Raw genomic sequence first — 18,835 nt, 5'->3', positions numbered from 1 at the left:
ACCAGGCATCACAAAAACAGACTCAGGCTTTCTCTACCTGACGGAATTCCAACTCTACAGGCGTCGAGCGGCCGAATATCAGCACAGCAACCTGCAGGCGGTTTTTCTCGTAATTAACTTCTTCAACCACACCATTAAAGTCAGCAAATGGTCCTTCAGTGACACGCACCATCTCGCCCGGCTCAAATACAGTCTTCGGACGTGGCTTATCGGCACCACTTTCAACACGCTGCAGAATTTCGTTTGCTTCACGCTCAGTAATTGGCGCTGGCTTATCAGCCGTACCACCAATAAAACCCAGCACTCTTGGTGTACTTTTCACCAAATGCCAGGTCTCATCATTCATAACCATATTCACCAGCACATAGCCGGGATAAAACTTACGCTCGGACTTACGCTTTTTGCCGTCACGTATTTCAACCACTTCTTCGGTCGGCACCAGCACATCACCAAAGAGGTCCTGCATACCATGGAGCTCTATACGCTCTTTAAGACCGCTCATAACCCGCTTTTCGTAGCCGGAATAGGCATGCACAACATACCAACGCTTTTTTTCTTCTGTACTCATGCGAGACCCCTAGCCTATCGTACTGGAAACTATCCAGCCGAAGAATGTATCCATGCCCCAGAGCATAAGCGCGACAACCAGCACCGCAGCCAGCACCATCAAGGTGGTCTGCAATGTTTCCTGACGTGTCGGCCATACTACACGCCGCATTTCACCCTTGGCATCTTTAAACAACTTATACCAGGTACGGCCTTTTGCCGTCTGCAGCACAATAAATCCAGCTGCAACAGCAAGCACCAACAGTGCCAACACCCGATACAACAGAGACTCGTCAGAGAACATAGAGTTCCCGACCACGCCTGCAACTACAATCGCTACAACAGCTACCCACTTAAGGCTGTCATATTTAGATTCTTCAGCTTGTACTTTTGTGTTCACGCTAAGAAGCCTCGGCTTAAAAAGGTAAGCTTACGCTATGTGACGCCACTTCCGACTGGAGGTGGCAGGCCAGGAGGGAATCGAACCCCCAACCTGCGGTTTTGGAGACCGCTGCTCTGCCAATTGAGCTACTGGCCTACTGCATAATAGGGAGGCACATTATAGTGACCTCCCCAACAGCTGGCAAGGAAAATTCTACTAATTAGTCAAGAATTTTCGCAACAACACCTGCACCCACTGTACGACCGCCTTCACGGATCGCAAAGCGCAGGCCTTCTTCCATCGCAATCGGGTTGATCAGCGTAACAGTCATCTGCACGTTATCACCCGGCATTACCATCTCAACACCCTCTGGCAGTTCACACGCGCCAGTGATGTCTGTGGTACGGAAGTAGAACTGTGGACGGTAGCCTTTGAAGAATGGTGTATGACGACCACCCTCTTCTTTGCTCAGTACGTACACTTCGCCTTCGAACTTGGTGTGTGGTGTGATTGAACCTGGCTTGGCCAATACCTGACCACGCTCAACGTCATCACGCTTGGTGCCACGCAACAGCGCACCGACGTTCTCACCTGCACGACCTTCGTCCAGCAGCTTACGGAACATCTCAACACCCGTACAAGTAGTCTTGGTGGTTGGACGGATACCGACGATTTCGATCTCTTCACCGGCTTTAACAACACCACGCTCAATACGACCGGTTACTACAGTACCACGACCGGAAATAGAGAATACATCTTCAATCGGCATCAGGAACGGCTTATCAATCGCACGCTCCGGCTCAGGGATATAGCTATCCAGAGCTTCTACCAGCTTCTTAACAGCGGTAGTACCCATTTCATTGTCGTCTTTACCTTCCAGCGCCATCAGCGCTGAACCGATGATGATAGGGGTATCGTCGCCTGGGAAGTCGTACTGATCCAGAAGTTCGCGAACTTCCATCTCAACCAGTTCCATCAGCTCTTCATCATCAACCATGTCCGCTTTGTTCAGGAACACGACGATGAAAGGTACACCCACCTGACGTGACAGCAGAATGTGCTCACGCGTCTGTGGCATAGGGCCGTCAGCGGCTGAACACACCAGAATTGCACCATCCATCTGCGCCGCACCGGTGATCATGTTTTTTACATAGTCAGCGTGCCCTGGGCAGTCAACGTGCGCATAGTGGCGAGTCGGTGATTCATACTCTACGTGTGATGTAGAGATAGTAATACCACGCTCACGCTCTTCAGGTGCGTTGTCGATACCGTCAAAGGCAACCGCTGCTCCACCCCATACTTCCGCACATACGCGCGTCAGAGCGGCTGTCAGGGTTGTCTTACCGTGGTCAACGTGGCCAATGGTTCCTACGTTGACGTGCGGCTTGTTACGTTCAAAAGCTTTCTTAGCCATATTGAGTTCCCAATCTTTCAGGTTGACCACAGGTCGTTAAATACAACAAAGGGCAGACATATCGCTATATCTACCCTTCATAAATACATGGAGCTCATGGGCGGAATTGAACCGCCGACCTCACCCTTACCAAGGGTGTGCTCTACCCCTGAGCTACATGAGCGAAAAATGGAGCGGGTAGCGGGAATCGAACCCGCCTCTTCAGCTTGGAAGGCTGAGGTAATAGCCACTATACCATACCCGCCGAAGTCAGCTGATTGAGAATGGTGGTGGGAGGTGGATTCGAACCACCGAAGCTCTCGCGTCAGATTTACAGTCTGATCCCTTTGGCCACTCGGGAACCCCACCACACACTTCGCGATCTCAACTGGTGCCGGCACGAGGAGTCGAACCCCGGACCTACTGATTACAAGTCAGTTGCTCTACCAACTGAGCTATACCGGCGTAACCGTCGAAGTGGTGCGTATCTTACTGATAGCCAACGACTGATGCAAGCCCTGTTTTTTAATTTTTTGGTTTTTTTATTAATTCTTACAGAACCGGGGATGCCTGCCCAGCTTCCGGTGCATCATCAACCAGTTGCAGCGCATTCTGACTGGGTAGTGGCGGGACGGACGGGCTCGCCAGTCCAGAATACTGTTGGGCATACCAGAAAAAAACCAGCGCATTGACCAGAAATAGCATCACCATCAACCAACGCCACATCAACCCTCTCCAAACCACTGCAGACCATCCAGCACCAGCGACTCCTGCAACCTCCCAATCTGACTTTGCCGATACAGCTCAGCTGCATCGCCACCTGTCAGGATAATATGATCAATACCATAAGCCGCACAATCCATCTTTACCCGCTGTAGTAACGCAGCCAGCAGATAGTACCCGCCATTGTACACACAGGCTGCCGTTGAACTGCCTGGCAGTAAAGAATAGTCCTCCGGCAGCTTCGACCATCGCACTCCTGCCGTAGAACCTAACAGACTATCCTGAAGCAGTCGCAAGCCGGGCATAATATAGCCTCCCAGATGCTGCCCCTGTGTATCAACAAAATCCACGGTAACTGCACTGCCAGCATCCACAACACAGACTCCTTGACGGGTCTGCTGCCAGGCAGCCAGCATGGCCACCCAGCGATCAACCCCCATCTGCAGTGGCTGTTCATAAGCATTTTTCAAACCATACCGTTGCGCTGAAACCTGCACAAAATCGACGCAAACATCCAAAGCGACTAATACACCAACAAGCCAGTCATGAACAGCATCACCTGCCACAGAGGCTACTTTTGCCTGCTCAGCCTGCCCCCAAACTGGAGGAGGCTGCACATCCCCATCGCGCACCTGTGCTGTTAGGAGCCGCCCCTCCTGTATTACCTCGCGATTGTCACGCAAACGCCATTTTACAAAAGTATTCCCGGCATCTATTTCGAGCTGTCTCATACCGGCCTCAGGCTAACCTCTCCACCATGCAACGTCCGCAACTCCTGTTCGGTCTGCAATAATAATGCGCCGGTTTCACTCACACCCGCCGCTATGCCGGTAATATAAGCTTCAGCACCCGTCTGCACACGCACAGGTTGATTGCGATAGATATCCGCCGCAAGCCATTCATCTCGAAACGCCTTGAAGCCATCACGCTCAAACACTTGCAACACCGCAATCAGCTCGATCAATAAAGCAGCCAGCAGTTCCGTGCGATTCATTGCCAGCCCTTGCTGATTCAGATCAGACCATTGCTGATCGATAGCATCTGTTTCAACCTCCCTTAAGCCGGTATTCAGACCTATGCCAATAACAAGTTGCGACTCAACCGCCGTGTCACCCGTCACCTCGATTAACACCCCGGCCAGCTTCTTTCGCCCAACCAACAGATCATTAGGCCACTTTACCCCGACATCATGATAGCCAGCCCGATCCAGCACCCGCTTGAGTGCCAGCCCTACCACAAGACTCAAACCCTCCAGAGCCGTCACACCACAGCGAAAACGCCAGGCTAATGAGAAATACAAACCCGAAGCTAAAGGACTGACCCATTGACGCCCACGACGCCCCCGGCCAGCGGTCTGTTGCTCAGCTACATACAATGCACGATGTACACCTCGGCGCAATCCCTCTAAGGCCAACTCATTGGTTGAACCCGTAGACAGACGCAGATCCACTTCATCCAGCAGGATCGGCGATGTGGCTCCCAGCAGACCTTTAAGCCTATCCAGCTCAATCAGGTCAACCCCACCAGGAATACGATAACCACGCCCACGAATACTGAAAACCTCAAGCCCCATAGCTTCAAGCAACTTGATCTGCTTCCAGACAGCCGTACGACTGATTTGCAAGGCCTCACCCAGCTCTCGCCCGGAATGAAAAGCGCCATCAGCCAGCAATGTCAGTAGAGAATGTCTTGTCACAGCTCAGCCTCAGCTCTGTCAGCACGCTGGTAAACAATAAAACTATAATCATAGGGATTAGGCCCATCGGCATTAAAGTCCTGACGCAGCGCTTCCTGCCACTGATCCTTGTCTATCGCCGGAAAGAAAGCATCGCCTTCCACCTGTGCATGCACCTGAGTCAGATACAAGCGGTCCGCCTGTGGCAGGGTCAATGCATAGATTTCCGACCCGCCGATCACCAAAGCCTCTTCGGAACCATCAACCAGCGCCTGTTGTTCGGCCAGATCCAGAGCCTGCTCCAGCGTATGCACAACCTTAATGCCCGGTGCTTGATAATCACCGTCACGGGTGATGACAATATTGGTACGACCAGGTAACGGACGACCGATGGATTCATAGGTTTTGCGACCCATAATAATCGGCTTTCCCTGGGTAATCCGCTTGAAGTACTTCAGATCTTCCGGCAGATACCAGGGTAACTTATTGTTGATACCAATCACCCGATTTTGTGATTGGGCCACGATAATTGATAACAGCATAACTCTCCTTAAATCGCTATCGGTGCACGTATACCGGGTTGAGGATGGTATCCCTCCAACTGAAAGTCTTCATAGCAGTAATCAAACAGGCTAGCGGGACGACGTATAATACGCAGCTCAGGCAAAAGGCCGGGGGTACGGGAAAGCTGTTCAGCTACAATCGCCGGATCATTGAGATGGTTGCTATACAGATGTACATCACCAAAAGTCAGCACGAATTCACCTGGCTCCAGGTCACACTGTTGCGCCAGCATCATCGTTAACAGGGCATAAGAGGCTATATTAAACGGCACACCCAAAAAATAATCAGCGCTGCGCTGATATAGCTGACAGCTCAATCGCCCGTTGGCAACATAGAACTGAAACAGCGTATGGCAAGGAGGTAAAGCCGCCTTTCCCCGGCGCACATTTTCCTGCGGACTCAGCGACTCATCCGGCAGGTCTGCCGGGTTCCAGCCACTGACAATCAAGCGCCGCGAGTTAGGTTTAGTCCGGATCATCTCCACCAGGTTAGCGATCTGATCCACACTACTGCCATCCGGACACGCCCAGGAGCGCCACTGTTTGCCATAGACCGGCCCCAGGTCACCATCTTCCAGCGCCCATTCATTCCAGATGCTCACACCGCGCTCTGACAGCCAGTTGTTATTGGTATTGCCGGAAAGAAACCACAGCAACTCATAGATAATCGACTTCAGATGTACTTTTTTTGTCGTCAGCAAGGGAAAGCCCTGCTGCAAATCAAAACGCATCTGTCGACCAAACACCGAGCGTGTCCCGGTTCCGGTCCTGTCCCCTTTATCCACACCGTTATCGACAATATCCTGCATAAGATCGAGGTATTGCTGCATCAGCCGATCACCTTTTCTACTCTGAAATTATCTAATAGACGTATTTTAGCGCTTTACGCCCCGATAGGCATAGATCATCATAAATGCACCTGCCAGCAACATCGGCAGAGATAACACCTGCCCCATTGTCAACCAATTGAACGCAACAAAGCCCAGTTGTTCATCCGGCTCACGCACAAATTCCACCAGCATACGAAAGCTTGCATAAAGCATTAGAAACAAACCGGAAACAGCCATACGAGGCCGTGGTTTGGACGAAAACCACCAAAGCAGCACAAACAACGCCACACCTTCCAGGAGCATTTGATAGAGCTGTGACGGATGGCGGGCCAGACCATCGCCCGCCGCGGGAAAGATCACCCCCCAACTCTGATCAGTGGCTCGCCCCCAGAGTTCGCCACCAATGAAATTACCCAGACGACCAGCACCCAGCCCAATGGGTATCAATGGAGCGACAAAATCCCCCATATCGAACAGGTTTTTCTGATAGCGGTGTGAAAAAATAATCAGGGTAACAATCACCCCCATTAAACCACCATGAAATGACATCCCACCTTCCCAGATGGCAAATAACCACAGTGGATCAGTGAGAAAATAGTCAAAATTATAGAAGAGCACATAACCGGCTCGCCCACCCAACACCACGCCGACAGCACCCCAGAAAACAAGATCCGCCACCTGCTGTTCAGTCCAGCCTGAGTCAGGCTTTGCGGCACGGCGATTACCTAGCCACCAGGCTGCCGCAAAACCTATGACATACATCAGCCCATACCAATGTATTTGAATCGGGCCCAACTGCAAGGCAACTGGGTCTATCGAATGCATCCACATAAAATAACCGTTATAAATTACTTAATAGAAACCGCAGACCTACCAACAGCAGGAACACAGCAAAACACTTCTTCAATACGGCCTGAGGCAAACTGTGCGCCAAACGTGCTCCCAACTTAGCAAAGGGGGTACTGCTAATAATGATTCCTGCAAATGCCGGCAAGTAGACATATCCCAGACTCCAGGCCGGAAGCTCAGGGTAGCCCCAACCCACCCAGATATTAGTAACAGACCCCATTAACGCAATCGGTAAACCACAAGCAGCCGAGGTTGCTACCGCCACGCGCATCTCTTGGCGTCGCCAACTCAGGTAAGGCACAGTCAACGTACCGCCACCTATCCCAAAGATGGAGGATGCCCAGCCAATCAGACCACCCGAGAAAACCAATTCCTTTTTGCCCGGCGCGTCCGATCCCTTAGGGGGCTGGAGATTAAATGCCATCTGCGTAGCAACCAGGATCACAAAGAGCCCCAGGGCTATCTGCAACAAATACCCCGGTAGCATTACTGCCGTATTCACACCTATTAATGCACCGAAAACTATCCCGACAGCAAGCGGTTTAAACAGTGGCCAGGCAACTGCGCCACGCTTCTGATGCGCGCGAATTGAACTCACAGAGGTGAAGCAAATTGTGGCCAGTGAGGTGGCAACAGCCATATGTGTCAACACCTCGACAGGTACACCCTGTAGCTCAAAACTAAACACCAGTACAGGAACAATCAACAGGCCGCCACCTATGCCAAACAAGCCAGCCGCCAAACCGGCAAACGCTCCCAGCACCAGATAGAGGATCAAGGTCATCAACATTTATATATCCTTAGCAGGGAGGGATTTTCTGATCGGGCATCAACGGTCGTGTCAGTCGCGCCAGACCAAAGGCTTTCAAGGATTGGCGCAATTCCTGATGAATATCGTCAGCATCATGCAAGGAGCGCACGGACAGCAACAGCTGACGTGCGCGAGCAAAACTGACACTACGTATAGCAAATTTGATTTTAGGCAGGTTATTGGCGTTTACCGACAACACATCGTACCCCATTGCCATCAGTAGCAGAGCGCCGCCCGGATCTGCAGCGATTTCACCACAAATGGAGACATGTTTACGCTCCTTGTGCGCTTCATGAACGATAAAATCAAGCGCCTTCAGCACAGCCGGATGATAGGAAGCGTAGAGCCCGGCGACGCGTGGATTATTCCGATCCACAGCCAGCAGATACTGGGTCAGGTCATTAGAGCCGACGGATATAAAATCCACTAATCGGGCAAACCGACGCGTCTGATACACGGCGGCAGGCACCTCAATCATTACACCGACCGGCGGCTTCTTGATCTGATAACCTTCTTCACGCAACTCTTCACAGGCCCGATCAATCTGGCGCAGCGCTTCCTCTACCTCACTGACACTGGTCACCATCGGCAGCATAATACGCAGATTATCCAACCCTTCTGAAGCCCGCAGCATGGCCCTGACCTGCACCATAAATATTTCCGGGTGATCCAGCGTGACTCGAATACCACGCCAACCCAGGGAGGGGTTTTCCTCTTTAATCGGAAAATACGGCAGGGCTTTATCGCCACCTATATCCAGGGTGCGCATAGTCACGGGTAGCGGGGCGAAGGCCTGCAACTGAGTACGGTAACTTTCCAACTGATCCTGCTCACTGGGAAAGGAGTCACGGATCATAAATGGAATTTCGGTACGGTACAGACCAATGCCCTCAGCGCCCTGCTCCAGTGAGCGCGGCACATCAGCGGCAAGACCGGTATTAACCCAGAGCGGCAATCGATAACCATCTTTGGTGATTGCCGGTAAATCCCGTAACACCCGCAGCTCATCAGTGACCACTTGCTCATCAATCACTATCCGACTGAAGGCCTGCACCAGCTCAACTGATGGATTGATATACACCCGGCCGCTGTAACCATCGACGATCACGGCAGCACCATTCAAGCGACGGTAAGGCAGATCCACCACGCCCATGACGGTGGGAATCCCCATCGAGCGCGCCAAAATCGCCGCATGTGAATTACCCGAACCTGTAATTGAAATCAGCCCGGACAACTTACCTTCGGGCACCAGCCCCAGCATTGCCGGGGTCAGCTCATCAGCCAGCAGAACGGCATTTTCGGGATAGTCAAGATGACGGCCATTATTGTCTTCTTGCAGATGCTGCAAAATCCGCTTACCCAGATCTTTAATATCTGTGGCACGCTCACTCAGATAGGGATCATCCATCGCCGAAAACGCTCGTACATGCTCCAGAATCACTTCACGCAAGGCGCCCTGCGCCCAGCTGCCCTGCTCAATTTTGGCACGCATTTCCAGTGGCAGACCATTATCATCCAGCATCCGCAGATACACATCGAAGAGAGCACGCTCATCCTTGCTCAATCGCCCAGCCAGGTTTTCCGCCACCAGGCCGATCTCTTCACGCACTGCAAGCAGCGCTTGCTCCAACTGCGTCAGTTCCAGCGCGACATCTGCTGTTTGCTTGTCCGGTACACTATCCAAATCCGATGGCAGAGAAGCAACCACAATTTCACCGATCACTACCCCACCAGCCGCAGCTACGCCATCGTAGCGCAAATCAGAGCGTAGCTGACTAACTTCACCTTTTTCTCCTGCCGTCTGGATGGCACCAGTCGCGTAAGCGTGAGCAATAATACCTGCCAACTGTGCCGACAGGGTCACCAGAAAAGCTTCTTCACTCTCATCAAAACGGCGACGTTCCTGTTGTTGTACCACTAACACGCCCAGCACTTTGCGCTGATGCATAATCGGCACACCTAGAAAAGCATGAAAAAGCTCTTCACCGGTTACATCCAGATAGTGAAATGCCGGATGACTTGAAGCATCCTCCAGATTAATCGGCTCAGCGCGTTTGGCAACCAAACCGACTATACCTTCGTCCTTAGCCAGACTCACCTCATCCACTGCTGCGGCGTTCAAGCCCATGGTTGCACGCAATACATAACGACCACTGTCCTGATTGAACAGAAATACCGAGCAGACTTCGGTTTTCATGGCTTTTTGTACACGCCCAACGGTAATTGCCAGCACAGCATTCAAATCAGGTGCCGTACTGACATCCTGTACTATCTGCCGTAACACCTTAAGAATGCTCATACGTTAATCTACCTGATTGGGTCTCTGTTAACCGCTACTGCAATATTTTTGACAGCTTAGGAGATAATTCTTTCATCGCTTTGCGGTACACTTCTCGTTTGAACGAAACAACTTGTCCCAAAGGATACCAGTAGCTCACCCACTGCCAACCATCAAACTCCGGCTTGTCGGTCTGGTCAATTTTCACTGCGCTATCATGACTCAGCATACGCAACAAATACCACTTTTGCTTCTGCCCCACACACATGGGCAAGGAGTGACGCCTTATCATGCGTCGTGGCAAACGATACTTCAACCATCCACGTGTCACTGCCAAAAGTTCTACATCGGTCGATAGCAGCCCTATTTCTTCTTCTAATTCCCGGTACATCGCTTGTTCAGGTGATTCATCCTGCTGGATACCGCCTTGGGGAAATTGCCAGGCATCCTGCCCAACGCGCCTTGCCCAGAGTACCTGCCCCAACGAGTTCACCAGAATGATACCGACATTTGGCCGAAACCCCTCTGCATCAATCACAATTTACTACCCGACTCATCATTCTGTTGGCTTTTATTGTTCCACAGTTAGACGCTCGGGCAAATAGCCAGTTTCGACTCATTGCATCTGCAACAGCCTTCAGATTAAGCTATCACGCTTTCATTGAGGTTACACAGGAGTATTGGCGTGAGACTGGCAATTTTTGATTTGGATAACACCCTGTTAAATGGCGACAGTGATCATGCCTGGGGAGAGTTCCTGTGTAATGAGGGTCTGGTTGACCACGACGTCTACCGTGAAGCCAATGACCGTTTCTATCAGCACTACCAGCAAGGCACACTGGATATTGACGAGTTTCTTGGCTTTGCACTACAGCCGCTGACACGCTTCTCCCGTGAACAGCTGCAGCAACTGCATACGCGTTTTATGCAAGAGTGTATTGAGCCGATGATATTGCCTGCTGCCCAGGCGCTATTGGAAAAACACCGCCAGGCAGGCGATTTTTTGCTAATCATCACCGCAACCAATAGTTTTATCACCGCACCTATCGCCAGACGATTGGGAGTTGATGATCTTCTGGCAACCGATCCTGAAGAAATCAATGGCGACTATACCGGCAGGGTTGCTGGCACCCCCTGCTTCCGTGAAGGCAAGGTATTGCGCCTGCAGACCTGGTTAGCACAAGCCGATCATTCACTGAAAGACAGTTATTTTTACAGTGATTCCTGTAACGATCTACCCTTGCTTGAAGCGGTAGATCATCCGGTAGCCGTGAACCCGGATGAGACGTTGCTGGCCGTTGCCCAGGAGCGCAACTGGCCAGTGCTGGATCTGCGCTGATCAGCTCGCGGGCAGTACACGCAAAAAACAGGCTTTCAGATATTCAGTTTCCGGAATAGCAGGGTGGATCGGGTGATCGGCCCCCTGATGTCCCTGGATAAACAGCTGGGCGGATCGATCCAGTTCACGGGTGTTACCCCGCAGAATGTCCACCAGACTTTCGCGAGTCAGGTGCATGGAACAGGAGCCCGCGATTAACACGCCATCACGGCCCAGCAGGCGCATGGCAAAGTTATTGATCCGGGAATAGGCTCGTTCACCATTGCGGATATCTTTACGGCGTTGAATAAACGCTGGCGGATCAGTAATAACAATATCGAACCGCTCACCTTCGGCAATCAACGCCTTGCAGATATCAAAGGCATCACCACGCAGACCCTTGAAGCGCATTTCACCCTGATTAAGACGCGCATTTTCAGCCGCCACATCCAATGCTGTCTGTGAGGCATCAACACAGACGACTTCAGCGGCACCCGCGGCCAGCGCTTGTGCGCCCCAACCACCAACATAACTGAACAGATCCAGCACGCGTTTGCCTTTGGCCAGTTGCATCATCCGCGCACGGTTATCACGGTGATCATAAAACCAGCCGGTTTTTTGACCATCCAGTACCGGCGCTACCAGGTTGACGCCATTTTCAACCAAGGGAGCGTATTCCGGGACCTCGCCCTGCAGTACTTCAACATAGCTGTCCAGCCCTTCCATTGCCCGCATTTTACCGTCATTACGGAACAGGATGGCCTGGGGTTGAAATACCTTATTCATCGCATCGACTATCTCATCACGCACGGCTTCCATACCTGCGGTAGAGATCTGTACCACGAAGATATCAAAAAAACGATCAATAACCAGCCCGGGCAAGCCATCCGACTCACCATATACCAGACGGTAACAAGGCTGCGGAAAATGCATTTCACGTAGCCCAAGAGCGACTTTAAAGCGATGCACTAACAGTGAGCGATCCAGCGGATAACGCACATCGCGGCTGACCAGACGACCACAGATCAGGTTGGAAGGGTTAAGGTAAGCAATACCTAACGCTTTACCCCTGGCATCCTGAACCACCACCTGCTCGCCCGCCACATAGTTTTTCAGCGGCGACTGAGCGGTGTCGATTTCATTGCTGTATATCCACAGATGACCGGCTTTGAGACGACGCTCAGATCCGGCATTGAGGGTCACTGACTGAAAGTTCATTAAAATCACTTATCCAATAATAAAGACCCCGGCTGTTGCCGGGGATCCAGGTGGGCGAAAAGCGTTACCACAACTCAGCTTTCCGCTTCACAGTGCTCAGCATAGCCATCGGCATCTAACAGATCTGTAAGCTCTTCGACATCAGTCAGACGCAAGCGTATAAACCAGCCATCGCCATAAGGATCGCTATTAACCAGTTCCGGAGCATCTTCAAGATCCTCGTTCACGGCGACCACTTCGCCCGTCAGCGGCGCATAGACATCAGACGCGGCCTTTACCGACTCAACAACACCGATATCATCACCGGCTGAAACCTGATCACCCACCTCGGGCAGCTCAACAAAAACCACATCACCGAGCAAATCCTGGGCATGATCCGTAATACCGATGGTGACTGTGCCATCACCTTCATCGCGGATCCATTCATGACTGGCAACGTAGCTGAGTTCGTTTGGAATATTGCTCATGTTTTCCTACCTGTTTCAGGAATAGACTTTTTGACCCTGACGAACAAAGGGCGGCTTGACAACGCGCACTTTGACCCGTTTCCCACGCATTTCCACCTCGGCTTCACCGGATGTATCTACGGGTATTCTTGCTAAAGCTACAGCATAGCCCAGCGTTGGTGAAAAACCACCACTAGTAATACTGCCTTCAGCATTGCCAGCCGTTAGTACGGTCTGACCCTTTCGTAACACACCTTTACCTTCTTCCAAGGCCAGGCCGACAAGCTGACTGGACGGACCGGCTGCCAGTTCTGCAGCCAAGGGATCACGGCCAACAAACCAGCGTTCTTCGGGCTCCCAGGCGACAACCCATGCCATATTGGAAACCAGCGGGCTCACGTTTTCATCCATATCCTGGCCATACAGGTTCATACCTGCTTCAAGGCGCAGGGTATCACGCGCTCCCAAGCCACAGGGAGACACACCCGCCTCAGCCAAAGCTTGCCAGAAGGTTTCTGCTTCATCCTCAGGCAGCATGATCTCCAGGCCATCTTCACCGGTATATCCGGTACGAGCGATAAACCAGCCTTCTGATTCCTGCCCCTGAAATACTTTTAGGGCATCAATCAACTTGCCGCGGAACTCACTGACAACTGTTTTAACCCGAGACAATGCCTGTGGCCCCTGAATAGCAATCATCGCCAGGTCTGGCTGCTCTGTCAGGGCGACATCCATTTTCATCACCTGGTCAGACATCCAGCGCAGATCTTTTTCCCGCGTTCCGCAGTTAACAACAACGCGAAACCACTCGCCAGACACACCCGGATCGGTCATCAAATACACGATCAGATCATCAACTACACCACCCTGCTCATTCAACATAGCGGAGTAAAGGGCTTTACCTTTGAGTTTTAGCCGCGCGACATCATTAGTCAGCAGACGGCGCAGGTAGTCCCGTGCATCAGAACCGGTGATATCCACCACCGTCATGTGCGACACATCAAACATACCGGAATCACGGCGCACCCGATGGTGTTCTTCAACCTGGGAGCCGTAATGCAGGGGCATATCCCAACCACCAAAGTCGACGATTTTGGCACCCATGGCGAGGTGTTGATTATAAAGAACGGTTTTATTGCCCATTGGAAAGCTCATCTATACAACATTTAGCAGGCGAAACGGTGACACAAACGCCTGAATGCAAAAAAAGGGAACCTAATGTAGCGACAAACTCTGATCAGTTCAATGCCTGTCTAGATCTTTACGCGGCGGAATTATCGCGCTGCGCCAAACGAGGCAGGTCCGAGTGCAGTCCCATCGCCAACATCGCCAGATGATTTTTCAATGGAGACAAATGATTAACCAGATTCATACCACTACTGCGCAACAAGCGCACCGGTGCCGGTCGTTCACCAAATAAGCGCCGAAACATTTCCATGGTGGCAGACATGCGCAGATTATCACTGCGCCGCAAACGCTGGTAACGACGCAATACACTCAAACTACCCAGCAGCTCTCCCTGGGCATGAGCTTCCATTAATACTTCAGCCAGTGCAGCCACATCCAGAAAACCCAGATTGACACCCTGTCCGGCCAACGGATGAATGGTATGCGCGGCATCACCCGCCAACACCACGCCCGGGACAACATAGCTATGCGCATGACGCTGGCGCAGATTGATCGCCTGACGCGGCTCAGCCGTCAGCACGCGTCCCAGGCGAGTATCAGACGCCCGGCTAAGTGCTTCACAAAAGGCCTGATCATCCATCGCCAGCAACGCACGCGCATGTGCAGGAGACGTCGACCAGACAATCGAAGCACGGTCAGCCGTCGCTGATGCCAAGGGCAGAAAAGCCAAGGGGCCATCCTCAGTAAAGCGTTGCCAGCATTGCCACTGATGTGAAGTCTCAGTGGTCACTGTAGTAACCAGGGCATGATGGCCATAATCCCAGGCCGTTGCCGGAATGCCTGCCAACTGCCGGGTAGGTGACTCTGCACCGTCAGCCCCAATAAGCAAAGGCGCGTACAGTGACTCGCCATCAGACAGCGTCAGCCAGCGTCCACCCTGTGCATCCGGTGCCGACAGTGCGGTCATTTGGACAGCATTACGTACTTCAATACCAGATTGCATCAGCAAACACTGATACAGCGCTGCCAGCGTGACCCGATTTTCAACAATATGACCCAAGTAAGGCTCGTGCAGCTCAGCCGCACTGAAATGAACATGTCCGCTTCCCAAACCATCCCAGACTTCCATACCCTGGTAAGCCGCCGCTCTTGTCGCTGCCATGGTCGGCCAGGCACCGATATGGGTTAGTAGCGCCTGAGAAGCCAGTGTCAGCGCACTTACACGAGCATCGTAGCCTTGCGCCTGTAGTTCAGGCAATACATCAAGCAACTGCTGCGGGGTTTCTTTGCGCGGTTCGAGCACCAGGACGCGCATACCTGCGCTTGCCAACAAGCATGCTAAGGCGGCACCGACCATGCCTGCACCGTTAATCACTACATCGGTACTACTTTTTTCAGGCTGCTGCATAAAAAGTCCTCTATCGGGGAAGCTGTAAAGCTGGTGAATTCAACCCCATGGCGGCACGGGCAAACAGAGTTTTACCCAACGGACAAATATCAAGGAACTGTAACCCCAATGAGCGACCCAGACTTAATATCGGGTTGGGATTAGAAAACAAACGCATGGTTTTATCGCTGAAGCCAATGGTGCGCAACTGATCAGCCTTACGCTGCTGTTCATAGGTCTGCAAACGGGCCAGATCACCCAACGAAATACCCATCTGCCGCGAAGCAATCAGATTTTCAGCCAAGTCGGTAACACCCCGCAGGGCCAGGTTATAACCCTGACCCGCAATCGGATGCAAAGCGTGCGCCGCATTACCCAGCACCACCAGCCCCGCACGCACCTGCTCCTGTGCCAAGGTCAGTTTAAGGGGGTAGCTGTAACGCTCACCAACCCGCATAAAGCGCCCGGCACGGTAGCCAAATGTCTGCTGCAACTGCTGCAAAAATGCCACATCATCCAGCGCCAACACATCAGCAACATCCTCATCTGGCAGCGTCCAAACCAGGCCACAACGAAACTCACCATCCAGAGTTTCACCCGGTAACAGCGCCATCGGACCCGAGTCAGTGAAACGTTCATAGGCTACCTGCTGATGCGGGCGATCAAGGCTGATATTGGCAACCAGGGCATGCTGATCATAGTGGTGTTCTTCACAGGAGATTCCCAGCGCCTCACGCAAGCCTGAACGACCGCCATCAGCAATTACTGCAAGCTCTGCCTGCAACTGCAACTGGGCGTCCGGAGTCTTCACACTCAGAAGGCTACAACCCTCACCCGGCGTGAAGGATTCAATCTCAGCCGGACAAATAAAATCCAGACAGCCTGAACGATCCTTACGAATATGATCCAGCAACACCTGACCCAGCCAGTGATTTTCAACTACGTAACCCAAGGCCGGCACCTGCTCATCAGCGGCATGCAGACGTGTAGCACCGAAATGCCCGCGGTCAGAGACATGAATATGCTCAATGGGTGTCAGATGCTCTTGTAAACGTTGCCACACCCCGGTGGCTTGATAAAACGAACGCGCACCATACGCCAGGGCTGTGGAACGCGCATCATAACTGGGCTGAAAGCGGCTTTCATCTGGCGGCGGCAAGGGCTGCAGTTCAACCAGGGCGATTTTTAGTTGCAACGCCTGGGCAACTGGCAGCAAAGCGCAGGCCAGACTGGCCCCCACCATGCCGCCACCCGCAATCACCAAGTCATAATGTTTTATCATTGCTCGTCTCCGCTGTGCATCAGCGCCTCGATCTCAGCGATTGACTTAGGCACCCCGGCAGTCAACACCTGACAGCCAGTTTCAGTCACCACCACATCATCTTCAATCCGTATGCCTATGCCGCGCCAACAGGGATCGACCTGTTGATTATCAGGGGCAATATACAACCCTGGCTCAACCGTCATCACCATACCTGGCTGCAATGGCCGCCAGGCGCCAGTAGCATCTTTATAGCGCCCGACATCGTGCACATCCATACCCAGCCAATGGCCGATACGATGCATATAAAACGGTTTGTAGGCTTCTGATTTAATCAAATCATCGAGATCACCTTGCAACAAGCCCAGTTGCAGCAGACCCTGCGTCAGCAACCTCACCGACAAGTCGTGAATATCGCCCCAGGGACGGCCTGGCCGGATGGCATCAATGCAAGCTTCCTGTGTATCCAGCACCAACTGATAGAGCGCTTTCTGTGCCTCACTGAAATGGCCATTCACCGGAAAGGTCCGGGTGATATCACTGGCATAATTATCCAGCTCGCAACCCGCATCGATTAATACCAGATCACCATCCTTGAGCTCGGCATCATTATCAATATAGTGCAGAATACAGGCATTCACACCGCCACCCACTATCGGGGAATAAGCCTGAAAACGTGCACCCGCCATAGCACAATGCTGTTGAATAATCGCTTCCAGCTGATATTCCATCATCCCCGGCTGACACAGCTGCATGGCTCGGCAATGCGCCTGAGCCGACAATTCAGCCGCTTGCTGCATTACTTGCAGCTCTGCTTCCGACTTAAACAAGCGCAACTCATGCAAGTACTTATCCAACAACAGGGTTTGCTCTGGCAGACTGAATCCTAATCTGATTTTCGCCCGTAACCTGTTCAGCCAGTGAGTTACTTTTACATCCAGCCCAGCATGACTCCCCTGGGCATAACACAGCACAGCCTTAGCATTAATCAGCGTCGGCATCTGCTCATCCAATTGATCCAGATTAAATGCCTGATCCAGACCAAAGTCATTAATACACCCCTCTGGACCCGCACGATAACCGGTCCAGATTTCCATGGCCGCATCGCGCGGTGGGCAAAACAAAATCGACTCACCCTCAGCCGCACCGGGTATCAATACCAACAAGGCATCTGGCTCATTAAATCCGGTCAGGTAATAAAAGTCGCTATCCTGTCGAAAAGCATATTCGGCATCGCGGTTACGAACCTTCATGCTGGCAGCCGGTATCAGCGCAATACTGTTTTCCGGCAACTGCTGCAGTAACTGCTTACGTCGTTGGCTGAACTGATCAATCGAAATTTTCATTATTACCTACTGTACACGGTTGAGAGTCAATGTAGCTGCTTACGTTTATCCGCCGGATCAGGGTCAACATCCGGATTGCATTCAGCAAAAATATACAAGGCCGCCATACGGACATATTCTTGTAACTCCAGCAGGCCGGATTCGTCTTCATCATGCAGTTCATCCGGGTCTGTAGACACCTGGGCAATCTCGGAAAAATCCTGCAGCCCCTCTTTCAGCGCTTCGGACATAGGTAACTCACCCAGATACATACCAAAACCGGCCAGAAACCCGCTACACCAGCTACTCAGGGCATCCACCCGCTGGCTTATGTCCTGCTCATCATCTGGAAGCAGCAGTTGAAACCCGAGATCTTCGTCCAGCAAATGCGCCAGCGTAATAGTGTAAAGGGAGACGAAGAGCAGTTTACCTTCTTCTTCTACCAGTTGGTTGATATTCATCAACTCAGACAACACACGCAGCAACGTATCTGTATCAAAACGTGCACCAGCTGACAGCTGCCCAACCATGAGTCCATGCAACTCAGCAGGAGATAGAGTCAACGCCCCTTCGCTGATCATCAGATCGGCGATGGCGTCAAAATCAGGGAGGTCAGGTAGCGTTTTTTCAGAAGTCATTTCAATATCCATCAGAGAAATAAATAAATCAGGAGCAGGCTATGCTAGCATTTACTGTAAAGGG

The 18,835-nt window shown here is 52.0% G+C and carries 20 protein-coding genes and 5 tRNA genes; 1 reads left to right on the top strand and 24 read right to left on the bottom strand.

Annotated elements, in window-relative coordinates; genetic code table 11:
- Nucleotides 1-22: 22 nt before the first annotated feature.
- The 17 genes from nusG to F5I99_RS01070 all read right to left on the bottom strand — a co-directional run bounded on the left by nusG (nucleotide 23) and on the right by F5I99_RS01070 (nucleotide 10,588).
- Complete coding sequence (nusG, locus tag F5I99_RS01145; protein WP_151053274.1) at nucleotides 23-568, bottom strand: transcription termination/antitermination protein NusG; 546 nt, start codon at nucleotides 566-568, stop codon at nucleotides 23-25.
- Nucleotides 569-577: 9 nt separating this feature from the next.
- Nucleotides 578-946, bottom strand: a complete 369-nt coding sequence (secE, locus tag F5I99_RS01140; RefSeq protein WP_151053273.1) for a preprotein translocase subunit SecE — start codon at nucleotides 944-946, stop codon at nucleotides 578-580.
- Nucleotides 947-1,008: 62 nt separating this feature from the next.
- A tRNA-Trp gene (locus F5I99_RS01135) sits at nucleotides 1,009-1,084 on the bottom strand.
- Between the two features lie 64 nt (nucleotides 1,085-1,148).
- Nucleotides 1,149-2,342, bottom strand: coding sequence for an elongation factor Tu (tuf, locus tag F5I99_RS01130; RefSeq protein ID WP_151053272.1), 1,194 nt, complete (start codon nucleotides 2,340-2,342; stop codon nucleotides 1,149-1,151).
- A gap of 88 nt (nucleotides 2,343-2,430) precedes the next feature.
- Nucleotides 2,431-2,505, bottom strand: a tRNA-Thr gene (locus F5I99_RS01125).
- A gap of 6 nt (nucleotides 2,506-2,511) precedes the next feature.
- Nucleotides 2,512-2,586 (bottom strand) — tRNA-Gly (locus F5I99_RS01120).
- 20 nt (nucleotides 2,587-2,606) lie between these two features.
- Nucleotides 2,607-2,690 (bottom strand) — tRNA-Tyr (locus tag F5I99_RS01115).
- Between the two features lie 20 nt (nucleotides 2,691-2,710).
- Nucleotides 2,711-2,786, bottom strand: a tRNA-Thr gene (locus tag F5I99_RS01110).
- Between the two features lie 87 nt (nucleotides 2,787-2,873).
- The gene (locus F5I99_RS19395) at nucleotides 2,874-3,047 is read right to left on the bottom strand and encodes a hypothetical protein (RefSeq protein ID WP_191905916.1); all 174 of its coding nucleotides are present in this window, start codon (nucleotides 3,045-3,047) and stop codon (nucleotides 2,874-2,876) included.
- On the bottom strand, nucleotides 3,047-3,775 hold the full coding sequence (locus F5I99_RS01105; RefSeq protein ID WP_151053271.1) for a type III pantothenate kinase: 729 nt from the start codon (nucleotides 3,773-3,775) through the stop codon (nucleotides 3,047-3,049). The genes F5I99_RS19395 and F5I99_RS01105 overlap by 1 nt, the downstream gene beginning before the upstream one ends.
- The gene (gene birA / locus F5I99_RS01100; protein WP_151053270.1) at nucleotides 3,772-4,740 is read right to left on the bottom strand and encodes a bifunctional biotin--[acetyl-CoA-carboxylase] ligase/biotin operon repressor BirA; all 969 of its coding nucleotides are present in this window, start codon (nucleotides 4,738-4,740) and stop codon (nucleotides 3,772-3,774) included. Before birA ends, F5I99_RS01105 begins: the two co-directional genes overlap by 4 nt.
- Complete coding sequence (locus F5I99_RS01095) at nucleotides 4,737-5,261, bottom strand: dihydrofolate reductase (protein WP_191905915.1); 525 nt, start codon at nucleotides 5,259-5,261, stop codon at nucleotides 4,737-4,739. Before F5I99_RS01095 ends, birA begins: the two co-directional genes overlap by 4 nt.
- Before the next feature lie 8 nt (nucleotides 5,262-5,269).
- Nucleotides 5,270-6,112 (bottom strand): thymidylate synthase, encoded by an 843-nt coding sequence (locus F5I99_RS01090; protein ID WP_151053269.1) that lies wholly within the window; start codon nucleotides 6,110-6,112, stop codon nucleotides 5,270-5,272.
- Nucleotides 6,113-6,157: 45 nt separating this feature from the next.
- Nucleotides 6,158-6,943 carry a prolipoprotein diacylglyceryl transferase gene (gene lgt, locus F5I99_RS01085; protein WP_151053268.1) on the bottom strand — a complete coding sequence of 262 codons (786 nt, stop codon included), beginning with the start codon at nucleotides 6,941-6,943 and terminating at the stop codon, nucleotides 6,158-6,160.
- Between the two features lie 10 nt (nucleotides 6,944-6,953).
- The gene (locus F5I99_RS01080; protein WP_151053267.1) at nucleotides 6,954-7,751 is read right to left on the bottom strand and encodes a sulfite exporter TauE/SafE family protein; all 798 of its coding nucleotides are present in this window, start codon (nucleotides 7,749-7,751) and stop codon (nucleotides 6,954-6,956) included.
- 10 nt (nucleotides 7,752-7,761) lie between these two features.
- Nucleotides 7,762-10,071, bottom strand: a complete 2,310-nt coding sequence (gene ptsP / locus F5I99_RS01075) for a phosphoenolpyruvate--protein phosphotransferase (RefSeq protein WP_225307497.1) — start codon at nucleotides 10,069-10,071, stop codon at nucleotides 7,762-7,764.
- Between the two features lie 34 nt (nucleotides 10,072-10,105).
- Nucleotides 10,106-10,588, bottom strand: coding sequence for an RNA pyrophosphohydrolase (locus F5I99_RS01070; RefSeq protein ID WP_151053266.1), 483 nt, complete (start codon nucleotides 10,586-10,588; stop codon nucleotides 10,106-10,108).
- 147 nt (nucleotides 10,589-10,735) lie between these two features.
- On the opposite strand from F5I99_RS01070, the gene F5I99_RS01065 reads away from it, so the two are divergent.
- The gene (locus tag F5I99_RS01065) at nucleotides 10,736-11,389 is read left to right on the top strand and encodes a histidinol-phosphatase (protein ID WP_151053265.1); all 654 of its coding nucleotides are present in this window, start codon (nucleotides 10,736-10,738) and stop codon (nucleotides 11,387-11,389) included.
- Here F5I99_RS01065 and F5I99_RS01060 read toward each other — a convergent pair whose 3' ends face one another.
- The 7 genes from F5I99_RS01060 to F5I99_RS01030 form a co-directional block, all read right to left on the bottom strand.
- Nucleotides 11,390-12,586: a class I SAM-dependent rRNA methyltransferase gene (locus F5I99_RS01060; protein ID WP_151053264.1), complete on the bottom strand. Its 1,197-nt coding sequence runs from the start codon at nucleotides 12,584-12,586 to the stop codon at nucleotides 11,390-11,392. It abuts the gene before it with no gap.
- Nucleotides 12,587-12,660: 74 nt separating this feature from the next.
- Nucleotides 12,661-13,053 carry a glycine cleavage system protein GcvH gene (gcvH, locus tag F5I99_RS01055; protein WP_151053263.1) on the bottom strand — a complete coding sequence of 131 codons (393 nt, stop codon included), beginning with the start codon at nucleotides 13,051-13,053 and terminating at the stop codon, nucleotides 12,661-12,663.
- A gap of 15 nt (nucleotides 13,054-13,068) precedes the next feature.
- Nucleotides 13,069-14,175, bottom strand: coding sequence for a glycine cleavage system aminomethyltransferase GcvT (gene gcvT / locus F5I99_RS01050; RefSeq protein WP_151053262.1), 1,107 nt, complete (start codon nucleotides 14,173-14,175; stop codon nucleotides 13,069-13,071).
- A gap of 118 nt (nucleotides 14,176-14,293) precedes the next feature.
- Nucleotides 14,294-15,568 (bottom strand): UbiH/UbiF/VisC/COQ6 family ubiquinone biosynthesis hydroxylase, encoded by a 1,275-nt coding sequence (locus F5I99_RS01045; protein WP_151053261.1) that lies wholly within the window; start codon nucleotides 15,566-15,568, stop codon nucleotides 14,294-14,296.
- A 10-nt stretch (nucleotides 15,569-15,578) separates the two neighbouring features.
- Nucleotides 15,579-16,829, bottom strand: a complete 1,251-nt coding sequence (gene ubiH, locus F5I99_RS01040) for a 2-octaprenyl-6-methoxyphenyl hydroxylase (protein WP_151053260.1) — start codon at nucleotides 16,827-16,829, stop codon at nucleotides 15,579-15,581.
- Nucleotides 16,826-18,154, bottom strand: coding sequence for a Xaa-Pro aminopeptidase (pepP, locus tag F5I99_RS01035; RefSeq protein WP_151053259.1), 1,329 nt, complete (start codon nucleotides 18,152-18,154; stop codon nucleotides 16,826-16,828). The genes ubiH and pepP overlap by 4 nt, the downstream gene beginning before the upstream one ends.
- A 26-nt stretch (nucleotides 18,155-18,180) precedes the next feature.
- Entirely contained in the window at nucleotides 18,181-18,771 is a 591-nt protein-coding gene (locus tag F5I99_RS01030) for a UPF0149 family protein (RefSeq protein WP_191905914.1), read from the bottom strand.
- Nucleotides 18,772-18,835 lie beyond the last annotated feature (64 nt).

Origin of the sequence: Nitrincola iocasae (assembly GCF_008727795.1) — a bacterium.
GTDB classification, from domain to species: Bacteria; Pseudomonadota; Gammaproteobacteria; order Pseudomonadales; family Balneatricaceae; genus Nitrincola; species Nitrincola iocasae.
This window is presented reverse-complemented; position numbering and strand designations above follow the sequence as displayed.